A 12,456-nucleotide genomic window follows, 5' to 3' on the forward strand; every position below is an offset into this window, starting at 1 on the left:
CCATCATTTGTTAGGCGTTTTCTGGATAGGGGCCGCCACGGGGGCAGCCCCTACAAGAGAATGAAACAGCCCTGCTCTCTGCTGGGACGACAGGCAAGTGTAGGATCGGTTGCAACTGCCGAGTTTTATCTGCAGACTAAACCAGCAAGCTAAAACTCTGAGCCGATAACTGGCTCGGCTTTACGCCCGTCACTATAGCCAAAATCTGGTCGCTGTTGGCAATTCCGATCGCCGTCGAGCCATTAGTTTCGGTCAATGACAGTTGATTGAAGTCCAAGCCTCCCACCAACTCGATCGAATCAACTCCTGCGGTGAAGTTGATAATGGTGTCAATTCCTCCGCCCGCTGACAAGACAAAGCCATTGCTGCCACTGCCGCCGACGAAGGTATCGCTGCCAATGCCACCAAAGAGCAAGTCATCGCCGATGTCAGCAAAGAGCAAATCATCGCCGCTGCCACCAATTAAGGTATTGTTACCCTCGCCGCCGCAGAGAGTGTCATTGCCTTGATCGCCAATTAGCACGTCGTCGCCAGCGCCTCCCAAAATTACGTCATCGGCTTTGCCCCCGTACAATAAGTCATTGCCTTCGTCGCCCGAAAGAGAGTCATTGCCGCGATTGCCATAAATCGTATCGTTACCGCGATCGCCAAAAATCAGGTCAAACCCTTTGCCACCGAAGAGAGTATCGCTATCGATGCCTCCGTAGACAGTATCGTTGGCTGTATTGCCATTAATGTAGTCACCGCCCCCTCGGCCAAAGATCAAATCGTTGCCGCCCAATCCGAAGATAGAGTCACTGCCGGCACTACCCACGATCGTATCGTCGCCGTTAGGGCCATTGAGCACATTACCCGCTGAAGAAGTGCCGGGCTCATTGGGAGTAGCGATTCTGGGGAAGTTCTCAGGGCAAACCAAATCTGTCGGTACAGGTGCAGGTGTCGGCGTCGGTACAGGTGCAGGCGTCGGTGCAGGTGTCGGTGTCGGCGTCGGTACAGGTGCAGGCGTCGGCGTCGGTGCAGGTGCAGGTGTCGGCGTCGGTGCAGGTGCAGGTGTCGGCGCCGGTGCAGGTGCAGGTGTCGGCGTCGGCACAGGTGGCAGTGGTGGCGGGGTCGGCGTCGGCGTCGGGGGAGTCGGCGTCGGCGCTGGGAAGTTCCCGAAGTTGATGCCAGTGACAATAGCGCCCGAAGTTAGGGTGATGTCGGCGGGTTCGGGTGTGCTTTGGGTAAACCCAGTTTGGTTGACTTCCCGGACACGGTAGGTTCCCGGCGTTAGGTTTGCGAACAGGTAGTTACCACTGTTGTCTGTGGTAGTAGTAACAGGAGCAGGAGCAGTTCCAGCTACAACATTGGTTAACTGAATTTGGAAGTTGGGTAAACCCCGTTCTCCAGCATCCTGAGTGCCATTGTTGTTGGTGTCTTGGAACTTCAGACCTTGGATCGCCCCGGGTTGGGGCAGAAAGTTGCCGAAGTCAATGCCCGTGATGTTATCGGAGGGATTAACCGTAACGGGGGCGGGGTTAGGGGTCGTCTGCGTCCAGCCGTTTTGCTGGACTTCCCTTACCTGGTAAGTACCTGCGGGTATATCTCGGAGAGTGTAGTTGCCCGTTGCATCAGTGATGGTAGTCGGTTCGCCCTGCTGAAAGATGCCATCGGGATTGATACTGTCGAGGAATATTTGCCAGTTACCTAGCCCCAATTCTCCGGCATCCTTAACGCCGTTGTTGTTGAGGTCATTGAATTTTTGACCGCTGATTGTGCTCGACTGGAAGTTGCCGAAGTTGATATTAGCGATGTCTTCACCGCTAGCGACAGTGATGTCATCCGGGTCGGGGGTAGTTTGCGTCCAAGTAGGCTGCAAGACTTCCCGCACCTTGTAGGTTCCTGCTGACAAATCGAGGAATTTGTAGTTGCCTGTGGCATCGGTGAGGGTGTTCGGTTCCCCGGTGTCGAGAGTGCCGTTATCGTTGGTATCGAGGAAGAATTGCCAATTGGCAAGCCCTAGTTCCCCGGTATCTTGTACCCGGTTGTTGTTGAGGTCATTGAACTTCACACCACTAATCGAGTTGGGCTTGAAGTTGCCGAAATTGTTGTTTTGGGAGTCTGTGCCGCTGGTGACGGCGATCGTAAACGCACCGGGAAGAGTAGGCGTAGCTGCATTGAGAGGGGGTACAGTTTGCGTCCAGCCTGTTTGTGGCACTTCCCGCACTGTATAAGTGCCGGCGGGCAAGTTGGTGAACTGGTACTTACCAGCGACATCGGTGACGGCGGCGTTAGTGCCTGTTTCGGTGGCTACTGCGTCTTGGACACCGTTGTTGTTGGCATCTAGGTAGATTGTCCAGCCTCCTAGGGGTTGTTCTGCTGGCGCATCTTGGATGCCATTTTTGTTGAGATCGTTAAATTTAATCCCGCTGATTTTGCCCAACTGGAAGTTGCCGAAGTCTTGAGCCGTAATGTTTGTGCCGCTGACCGGGTTAATTGGATAAAAAGTCGGACCGGCGGTTTGTGAGAAACCCGTCGGCACATCTTCTCTCACAAAGTGCCGACCAGAGCCGACGTTGGGAAAGGTATAATTGCCAGGAGCCGCTGGCGCTGTTCCGGTAACTTGAGAGGCAATTTCCGCATCACCGGTATCTAAAGTGCTGTTATCGTTAGTATCTTTGAACAAGCGAACGGTAGTGCCGTTGAGGGGGGTGTCGTCAGCAGAGAAGCCGTTGCCTGTGAGGTCGGTGAATTTGGTGCCGCTGACGGTGATGTTTTGGAAAACGCCGAAGTTTTGACCGGTGACGGGAGTACCGCTTTGGGCACTAACGAGAATGGCGGCAGCGGGGAAAGAGATGCTGGAGTTGGCTGGGGCAGTGGCTTGTATGAGGTAATTCCCGGGGCCGATATCCCCGAATGTGTAATCTCCGGCTCCCGCAGTGGTTTGTGCAGTGCCGACAACAGTATCTGTGCCGACTTCTAGCGTGTTGTTGTTGTTGGTGTCTTTGTATAAGTTAACGGTGATGCCGTTTAATACGGTGTCATCGGGCGTGAAGCCGTTGCCCGCGAGATCGGTGTAGGTCTTACCTGCGATCGATGTCCGTTGGAAGTTGCCGAAGTTGGCACCGGTGACATTAACAATACCCGTATTTGCCGGAGTAGGGCCGAGGGTCTGCACCCAAGCATTCTCAGGCGTTCCAGCGGGGGGGGCCTCTGTAATCGGAGTATCGGTTTTTACGTCGCGGAGGATGTAAGTGCCGTCGGCTGCGGTAGTAGTGCTCTTCGTGCCTACAGAAATCACCCAGCCCGGAAGACCTGGTTCAGTCGCCGCGGCACCTTGCAGACTATCCCCGTTAAAGTCGTTGAATTTAACCCCTGTGACGATCGGGCCGTATTCATAAGCGCCGATATCAACACTAGCGCCGATCGTCCGGGGGAAGCCAGCACCCCGCTGGTCAGTCGCGCCTGCAGCAGCCGCAGCCGTGGCATCCCCAGTATCGATCGCCGGATTAGGAGTCCCGGTGCTGTCAGCCAAAGCATAAGTCACGGGAACGCCTGTAGCCTGGTTCAATCCTGCGGTAGGGGCGATGACATTTGCTAGAGGAACTGTTAGTTGCTGGGCGACAGGTAAATTGCTCCCAGCAACAGCCCCGATCAAATTGTTGATACTGGTGGCGGCGAATGTCCCAAACACGTCGGGATTCGCGCCACCCAAATTGCCCGCGACGATCGAATTTAGGACATTGACAGTACCGCCGTTAGTAGCAATCCCCCCGCCCACAGCAAGAGCAGGGGCAGTAGCAGTAGCATTGTTAGCAGTGATGGTGTTGTTAGTCAGAGTTGCAGTAGCGCCGCTGTTGACAAAAATCGCGGCCCCCGCAGCCTGGCCCGGTGTCGCCCCCACACCGCCAGCCGCGCCTCCGGTTGCTGTGTTGTTGAACAAAGTGCTGTTGTTCAGGGTCAAACTGCCAGCATTAACAAAAATTGCCCCTCCCAAACCAGCACCGCCGCCGCCACCGGCTGCGCTGCCGACGCCGCCCGGGACGAAAGCTCCGAGAGTCGTGCTGGCTCCGCCTACTGTACCGAAGCCGCCGCCGCCACCGAAGCCGCCGAGACCACCGTTGCCGCCAACACCGCCACCGCCGCCGCCTCCTCCTCCTCCGAAGCCGCCAGCGCCGCCAATTCCCCCAGAACCGGCTGCACCTACTGTGCCACTGCCTGCGACGCCACCAGCGCCGCCAGCGCCACCGCCGCCTCCTCCTCCTCCGAAGCCACCCGTACCGCCAGCGCCGCCAGCGCCGCCCGTACCGCCGTTAGTCCCGCCGGTACCTGCGCCGCCGGGGCCGCCAGCGCCGCCGGGGCCGCCGTTAAGACCGGTACCTGGCAATCCGCCACTGCCCGCGCCGCCGTTGCCGCCCGTACCGCCCGTACCGCCCTCAGCGCCGATGCTTTGCAGCCCGGTGAGGCCAGTTTGACCGGAGCCACCTGCGGAAACGAAGGGAAACAGACCTGCAAAATCGGTGTTGCCGCCCGGGCCTGCGACTGCGGGAGCTACGGGGGGCGCGCTGCCCGCACCGCCCGTAGCGCTGTTGCCAGTAAATGTCACGCTGTTAACTGTGACAGTGCCGGTGTTGATAAATAGTGCGCCGCCCATGCCGGCTGCACCGCCACCGCCACCTGTGCCCGCAGCGCCTGTAGAGATGCCACCGGTAATTGTCAGGTTGGAAAATGTGACTGGGGTAGTGGCGCTGTCGATGAAGAAGCCCCGGTTATTGCCGAGATCAAGGGTGAAACCGCCGCCGGTAAAGGTGATAGGGGTAGAAATCCTGGGCAGAACCTGTCCGGGCGCGAAGGTGATGTTGCCGGTGATGGCGATCGTGTCTGCATTGGGCAAAGCGTTAGCCAGAGTTATCGCATCTTGGAGTTCGCCAAATGTGGCGACTAAAACTGCACTATAAGCTTCCCTCGCCTCAACCGAAAATGCCAAAGCCGTCTCTATTTTGCCCGTAGTTACTTCGAGTTCCCAGTCTCCACCCAGTGCCGCACTGCCGGTCAAGTTATCGGAAGCGGCAATATTTGCTCCCGTGAGCTGGCTCAACTTTTCCACGAAAGCAACACCTGCTTCTGTGGCGGCGACGTTGCAACCATAAAGCAGAATTTCGGGTTTAGCTGTAATTGAAGAGTTAGAGTTTGCTTCGACTGCAGGCAAAGCAAACCATGTTTCTAAATAATTGCGGTAGCTTTCAATGTTGCTGAGATTTAGTTCTGTGCCTCCCAGTTGCAAGCTGGCTGCTGCGCCGTGAGACAAAATGTGGACGGCTGCAATGTTTTGCCGCTGTTTAAGTGTTTCGGCGATTTGCTCGATGCCGTCGCGATCGGCTTTCAGAATAACAATTTCTGTATCGGGATTGACCGTTTCTGTTAAACTTTCGCAATTTTTAACTTGTGAATCTGCAAAAACTATCTGGTGTTTCGGCTCTTTATAAAGTTCCACGTTCAAATTCTCCTGGTACACGCACACATCAAATTCATAGCACAAACCAACCGCAGCAGCAGCGATCGATCTTTTTCCGGTGGAGATGAGAGTCGTTGGCGAAGCCCTCGAAGAGGATCGTCCTTAACTTTCACCTAAATTGAATATTGACAAAAAAGTTTTTTTATGCTCCCCTGCCCTAACTGAGTTAGTTTGATGGTTGAGAAGTTTTAAATGGGGATATTGTTCCGGCTATTTCCAAAAATGTTGGACGAAACTTGCGCGCTGTTGTATGCTCTACCCGAGATAGATAAAGTACCAGATTTTATCAAAATTGTCAATCAAATAATTAACCAATGGCGATCGATCTGTGTGCGTCAAGAGTCATCAGTCCTGGTTATTCGCTGTAAGCGGATATTATTTGATAGTGCTGAGCTGCTGAATGATATGTATGTGCGATCGACCAACGGCCATCAAATTTATTTGCAGTGAGGAATGCAAGTCCTCATAAAACTCAGATGACTTGCATTCCTCACTACAAAAGTTATAACAGTTATTTTACAGGAATAGATAGGACTGATGAATGCTGACTCATGACTAATATTTCTGGAGACTATTATACTCAATAAACCTGGAAGATGAAATAAAATTTGGCGTGGCAGTTCAGAATCTTAACTCCTCTTGCCGTGGCCTGCATCCAAGACTCACTAACTACCAAGTTTCTTCGTCTGGATTATTGGAATTGCTCCAGATTTCCACATCTAAATCATTGAGATAAAGCAGAGCACTTTCAATCTGTTTACTTGTACCGTTAAGTTCCAAATCAAACCAGCCATCATCTAAAGTTTTGACACCTAACAAAGCTGCATTAAAATTCACCGTCAAACCGTATTCAGAAATCAAGTTAGAGATCACAGGTTCCTGATGGTACTCTTTAGGAACACGAATGCGAATGCGGGTTTGAGTTGGTCTGCTGTCACCACTATCAGATTTGGGGATATCTGATTCTTGGGTTCTGTGAAAATTGCCGATCGCCTCAAATTCAGATTCGCTAGTGTTGTGAGCTAACATTTGGGCCTCCTAATGTTTGTTTGAGTTTACATTTTGCACCAATATCTTGTAGAGTGCGTATCTGCGAGATTTTCAAGCTTCCAAGCAGATTGTCGATAGCCACGCACCCTACTAATGACTAACAACTGCGTAGAGCCTACAGCCTAATGACTGATGATTATTCTTCAACCTCCTTAATGCTAGTTTTTCGTTCCAAAATCTCCTTAAGCACAAGGGTAATAACTCCTAAAAAACCTAGAATTACCGCCGCTGAAAATGCGGCTTGCGTCGCGTACTGCTTGTAAGCATCCTCTACAAACAAAGGCAAAGTTTGGGTTTTTTTAGCAATATTTCCCGATACCACAGAGACGGCTCCAAATTCTCCCATTGCTCTAGCATTGGTCAAAATCACTCCGTAAAGCAGTCCCCAGCGAATACTGGGAAGGGTGACATTCCAGAAAATTTGCCAGTCATTTGCTCCCAAAGTTTTCGCCGCCTCTTCTTGATCAGTTCCCACTTCTTCCAAAACAGGAATTACTTCGCGGGCCACAAAAGGCAAGGTAACAAAAGCAGTAGCCAGCACCATTCCAGGGAAGGCAAAAATAACCTTGATATTGGCCGCCTCAAGCCACGGCCCGAACCATCCCACCCGACCGTAAAGCAGTACAATCATTAAACCTGCAACTACGGGTGATATGGCAAACGGCACGTCTAAAATGCTGATTAATAGCGTGCGCCCGGGAAATTTATTGCGGCCAATTACCCAGGCTGCACACAAACCGAAGACTGTATTTACAGGCACAACTATCAGAGAAATTATCAGGGTAAGTTGCGCTGCGTGCAGAAAATCGGGCGAGGTTAAGTTAGAAAGAAATGGCTCAAATCCTTTTCGGAAAGCTTGGTAAAAAACGTTGAGCATGGGGATAAATAAGACGAGAGCAAGATAGCCACTCGCAATTCCGATTAAAGTGGGTTTTACCCAGGCTTTCTCCTGACTCCGACTAGAACCTGCAGGCGGTAATTTATAATTAGCGGGTGAATTGATATTAGCCGTCATAGCGTCTTCTCCATGCTTGTAATAGATTAATTGCAAACAGCATTGCCAGGGAAATACCTAACAGGATAGTGCCGATAACTGTTGCTCCTGCATAGTCGTACTGTTCCAATCTTTGAAAAATTAATACTGGCGCGATTAAATCTTTGAAGGGTATGTTAGAAGCTACAATTACAGTAGAGCCATACTCACCAACGGCTCGCGAAAATCCGAGGGCAACTCCGGTTAAAATAGACGGAAATAACGGGGGTAAAACTACTCGCCAGAAAGTTTGAAATTGAGAAGCACCCAAGCACCAAGCTGCTTCTTCGATGTCTTTTTCCATCTCGTTTAAAACTGGCTGTACAGTCCGCACGATAAAGGGCAAGGAAATAAAGATCATGGCTATTCCTACGCCCAAGCGAGTAAATGAGATCTTGATTCCCAAGGGTGCAAACAGCCCGCCGATCCAGCCGTTATCGCTGTAAACTGTGGCGAGAGTTAAACCCGCGACGGAGGTGGGCAGTGCAAAAGGTAAATCGACTGCTGCATCGACAACCCGTTTTAAGGGAAAGTCGTAGCGGACTAATACCCAGGCAATTAATGTGCCGAATACTCCGTTAATTAATGCCGCAATTAATGCCGTAAAGAAGGTGACATCGTAGGCGGAAAGGGCGATCGGACTGGTGGCAATTGCCCAAAATTCGGCGGGGTTTGCTGTGCTGGCTTTCAGGAGCATTGCTGCAACTGGGAGCAATAGCATTAAGCTGAGGTAGCCTAGGGTGATTCCCCAAGGTAATGTGATTTTGCCGATCGCCTTTTTGATATTTTCGATCGGAGACTCAGGGTTGCTGGTTGGAGATGATACAGCCATAAGTGAATAGTTGGGATTTGGAAGAATAGTGAATCTATTAGATCCCCGACAACTTCGGGGAAGTCGGGGATCAGGGCATTCTGTTTTTTTACTGCTTAATTGAACCTTGGATTTTGTCAAAAACAGCTCCGTCATCGAAGAATTTCTGCTGAATATCTCCCCAACCTCCTAAGTCTTGAGCTGTAAATAGGGTTTTGATGGGGGCATATTTTTTGACAAATTCTGGTTCTGCCGCTACTGTCGCATCTACTGGGCGGAAGCCTACTTTGGCAAATTCTCGCTGAGCTTCTGGGGTGTAGAGAAACTTGACAAATGCTTCGGCGACTTCGCGAGTACCGTGTTTATCAACGTTTTTATCGACAATGGCAATCGGATTGTCGATCGAAACATTGATTTCGGGAATACTATAAGTCGGTTTTTCGCCTTTCTCACCTGCCAGAAAAATCTCGTTTTCGTAGTTAATTAAGGCGTCGCCTTGCCCTTGTTTGAAAAATACATCAGTGGCTTCGCGGGCATCTTTAGTCAGAATCGGGACGTTTTTGTAGACTTTGCTAGTAAAGTCTAATGCTTTGGTTTCATCTCCTCCGGTTTTGACAACCGAGCCCCAAAGTGCGAGGAAATTCCAACGGGCAACGCCTGATGTTTTGGGATCGGCAGTAATCACTTTTACTCCGTCTTTGCTTAAATCTTCCCAGGTTGTGATGCCTTTGGGATTGCCTTCACGGGTAACTATTGCTCCTACCGATTTGCTGACTATGCCTTCGTTGGGAACTTCTTTTTCCCACCCAGGTTGAATTAGTCCGGCTTTTTCGATTTTTGCAGTGTCGAGGGCTAGGGCTAGGTGTACGATGTCTGCTTCTAAACCGTCAATTACGGCCCGAGTTTGGGAACCGGAACCGCCGTAGCTTTGGTTGAAAGTGACGGTTTGACCCTTTTCTTTTTGCCATTGTTCTACAAATTTGGGAATTATCGCTTCATGGGCGGCTTTTGTGACGGCGAAGGATACTAGAGTTAATTCTACGTTGCCTTTGTTGACTGCTGGGGTAGCGCTGCCTGGAGTGGCTGCGGGGTTGTTGGTGGTTCCCTGGCCGCAGGAGGCAACGGCGATACTTAAAGTTATTCCCACTAAAAATAGGGACACAAATCTTTTCAGGGCAGTAAATGATTGATTTGTGCTGGCTGATGACTGTTGTCGCCAGCGAAGGTGTTGAGTTAGGCGTTGCCACGGGCTCATTATATTGGTTCCTCTAGAGAAAGTACGGTTATTAGGTCGGAATACCGTAATTATGGTTGTGAAGTACGATTATAGACAAGAGCGAGTCAAAAGGCAACAAAAAAAATAAACTGGGGGAAATCAGGGTCGATCGCATATCCTGATGTCTTTTCCGTCGGTGCTTTCGATCCAGATTTGGGGTAAAATGTAAAGTGTATAAATACTATAATTGAGTTAAGGTGGTCAACTTGCGCGGCTGCACGATACGCCCTACGACTACCATCGGCCGATCGCCCAAATGTAATAGCCCTGCCAAGAGTCGCCGCCCCAGCGAGATATGCCTGACTCGCGCGATCGTCCTTAACTAAGAAAAAGTTTTAACTGGTATGTCCTTACCCCGCCCAGTCTCAGACACCCTAATTGAATTGTTGAAGCCTGTAGCCTCTGAATTGGGAGAAAGATTGGGAGCAAGCGCTGTCAACGAACGCTATGCAGAAATTGAACCCTCTGGTTCTTCAGCTTTAAACCAGCAAATCAAAAAAGACCCTCGCTGGATTAAAGCACAAATGAAATATTTGCAGCGTCAGCAGGCCAGAGAACAAGAATTAATCGCCCTCGCGGGCGCAGAAGAAAGGGTAAAGGAAGAACGGGCTAATCGAATTAAGGCACAAGAAGTAAGAGATAAGCGGGCAATTAGCAGGCTTTGTCGCGACTTAATGCGGGAGTTTCAGTCAGAAGCAATTCGAGTTAAGCTGAGCGAAATTCAAACTATTTGGGATCGGGACAACTGGTTTTCTAATTTGAGCAGGCAGGAAACTGAACAGATTTTGCAGCAGCAGCAGCACCGACTGCTGCTGTTAGTTGCTCCCGCAAAAATTAGCCAAGATTGCCCTGATTCGTTCCGTCACAATCTGAATATCGAGCTGCCGGCTAAGTTAAGAGCTTTTTTGAACCAGCACTACCCCCCCCATGGAGATTTATGCCCGGTTCAGTTTTACGGAGACTATTTCAAAAAAGCGATTTCTGATATTGATGTGGAGCGGTTGCAGACAGTGTTGTCTCCCGTACCGACAGCTATACTGTACAGCGATATCAGCGATTATGAAGTTAATTTTCATGTGGGTTTTTGGGGCGTCATCAATCAGAGCGTTTCTCTAGTGGCGATGCAGCCTTGGAATTGGGAAGAAGTTTATCACCACTTGGAGGCGGAGGGGAAAGACAAAAAGCTGAGTCTGCGGATTATTAGACAAATAATTGTGACTATTCACAAGTTATTGGCGGCTTTTTTAGCTGATTTATATTATTTAAATATCGATTTTACTCACGAACCTCAGTTATTTAAATTAGAGGCGGAATTTGCTCAGGAATGGTTTTCTAAAGATTGGGCACAACCGTATATTGAAACTCTTAAAGAAATTCAGGAGCAGCAGCGAATAGTCTATAAGGGAGAGATGCGGCGGCTGGCGCTGCGAGAGGCGAAAGCTAAGGCGGAACGCCAGCGTTTGGAGGAAGCTGAACTCAAACGCAGACAGGAAGCTGAGTCGGCATCTAAGCGGGTGAAGGAATTAGCTCATAAATTAAAACATCAGAAATGGCAGTGTGTATATACGCTGCCAGGACATTCATCGTTTGTGAATTCTCTGGCGATTAGCCCTGACGGTAAAATTATGGCTAGCGGTAGTTGGGATAAAACTATTAAGATTTGGAATTTAGAAACAGCGGAATTAATTGGCACTCTGACGGGACATTCCGATCGCGTAAATTCGGTTGCTATTAGCTCTGACGGCAAAATGCTGGTTAGTGGCAGTTCGGACGAAACAATTAAGTTTTGGAATTTGCACAACGGTGATTTGCTGTGTACTTTTCCGGGGCATTCTATGGAGGTGAATTCGGTGGCGATTAATCCGAAGCGCCTGGTAATTGCTAGCTGCGGTGGGGCTGATAATACGATTAAGCTGTGGAATTTGCGGAGTGGTGAGTTGCTGCGAACTTTGAGGGGTCATTCTGACAATGTGAATGCGGTGGTTTTTAGCCCGGACGGTAAAATATTGGCGAGTGGCAGTTCGGATGCGACGAGCAAGGTTTGGGATGTGGAAAGCGGCAAGTTGCTGCGGACTCTTTCGGGGTTGAATGTTGGGGTGAATTCGGTGGCGATCGCCCCGGACGGTCAGATTCTTGCTAGCGTCAGCAATGATTATACGATTAAGCTGCGGAATTTGCACACGGGCCGTTTGTTGCGGATTTTAAATACTAATTCTGGAAGGGGAAAGGGTTTAACAAATTTAGGAACGAATGAGGCGTTGCATATTTTGCAGAATTATGTGAGTAGGGGCGAGTCGGTTGCTATCAGTCGAGACGGTTTGACTTTGGTTAGTGGCTGCGATGATAATACGATTAATATTTGGAATTTGCAGACGGGGGAGTTGTTGAGCGCTCTTCAGGGACATTCGGGTACGGTGTACTCGGTGGCGATCGCACCTTCGGGCAATTTGCTCGCCAGCGGCAGTGCGGATCAGACGATTAAGATTTGGCGGTGCGATTAGTTAATTGGCAGTGGGCAGACAATTTCGGTTTTGCCCTTACGGGGAGGGGTTTTGAGCGAATTTGAAAAAAAAATGGCTGGGGGGGTTGCGCTGATGACTATAAGTTTGCTATATTAAGTTTCACTGCTGGTGTAACTCAGTTGGTAGAGTAGCTGATTTGTAATCAGCCTGTCGCAGGTTCAAATCCTGTCACCAGCTTTATAGCAGTTTTCAATCGGATTAAATAAAGTAGGGACACGGCAGTGCCGTGTCCCTATCTGATATATGCTATTTTGTACCTTGGGGGCGGGT

At 50.1% G+C, this 12,456-nt stretch carries 7 protein-coding genes and 1 tRNA gene; 3 read left to right on the plus strand and 5 right to left on the minus strand.

The window, feature by feature from the left end; all coding sequences use genetic code 11:
- Nucleotides 1-136 precede the first annotated feature (136 nt).
- Nucleotides 137-5,473: a DUF4347 domain-containing protein gene (locus tag QUA27_RS09135; RefSeq protein WP_333067539.1), complete on the minus strand. Its 5,337-nt coding sequence runs from the start codon at nucleotides 5,471-5,473 to the stop codon at nucleotides 137-139.
- 243 nt (nucleotides 5,474-5,716) lie between these two features.
- Here QUA27_RS09135 and QUA27_RS09140 point away from each other — a divergent pair, with 243 nt between their 5' ends.
- Nucleotides 5,717-5,944: a hypothetical protein gene (locus QUA27_RS09140; RefSeq protein WP_333067540.1), complete on the plus strand. Its 228-nt coding sequence runs from the start codon at nucleotides 5,717-5,719 to the stop codon at nucleotides 5,942-5,944.
- 219 nt (nucleotides 5,945-6,163) lie between these two features.
- On the opposite strand, the gene QUA27_RS09145 is transcribed toward QUA27_RS09140, so the two are convergent.
- From QUA27_RS09145 to QUA27_RS09160, 4 genes are all read right to left on the minus strand, one after another.
- Complete coding sequence (locus QUA27_RS09145) at nucleotides 6,164-6,523, minus strand: NIL domain-containing protein (RefSeq protein ID WP_333039208.1); 360 nt, start codon at nucleotides 6,521-6,523, stop codon at nucleotides 6,164-6,166.
- A 157-nt stretch (nucleotides 6,524-6,680) separates the two neighbouring features.
- Nucleotides 6,681-7,559, minus strand: a complete 879-nt coding sequence (gene cysW, locus QUA27_RS09150; protein WP_333067541.1) for a sulfate ABC transporter permease subunit CysW — start codon at nucleotides 7,557-7,559, stop codon at nucleotides 6,681-6,683.
- Nucleotides 7,549-8,409 carry a sulfate ABC transporter permease subunit CysT gene (cysT, locus tag QUA27_RS09155; protein WP_333067542.1) on the minus strand — a complete coding sequence of 287 codons (861 nt, stop codon included), beginning with the start codon at nucleotides 8,407-8,409 and terminating at the stop codon, nucleotides 7,549-7,551. Before cysT ends, cysW begins: the two co-directional genes overlap by 11 nt.
- An 88-nt stretch (nucleotides 8,410-8,497) precedes the next feature.
- Nucleotides 8,498-9,643: a sulfate ABC transporter substrate-binding protein gene (locus tag QUA27_RS09160; protein ID WP_333067543.1), complete on the minus strand. Its 1,146-nt coding sequence runs from the start codon at nucleotides 9,641-9,643 to the stop codon at nucleotides 8,498-8,500.
- 365 nt (nucleotides 9,644-10,008) lie between these two features.
- Here QUA27_RS09160 and QUA27_RS09165 point away from each other — a divergent pair, with 365 nt between their 5' ends.
- Nucleotides 10,009-12,165, plus strand: a complete 2,157-nt coding sequence (locus QUA27_RS09165) for a WD40 domain-containing protein (protein WP_333067544.1) — start codon at nucleotides 10,009-10,011, stop codon at nucleotides 12,163-12,165.
- Nucleotides 12,166-12,290: 125 nt separating this feature from the next.
- Nucleotides 12,291-12,363 (plus strand) — tRNA-Thr (locus tag QUA27_RS09170).
- Nucleotides 12,364-12,456: the final 93 nt, after the last annotated feature.

The organism is Microcoleus harperi Pol14_C6, from assembly GCF_036701295.1.
GTDB lineage: Bacteria > Cyanobacteriota > Cyanobacteriia > Cyanobacteriales > Microcoleaceae > Microcoleus.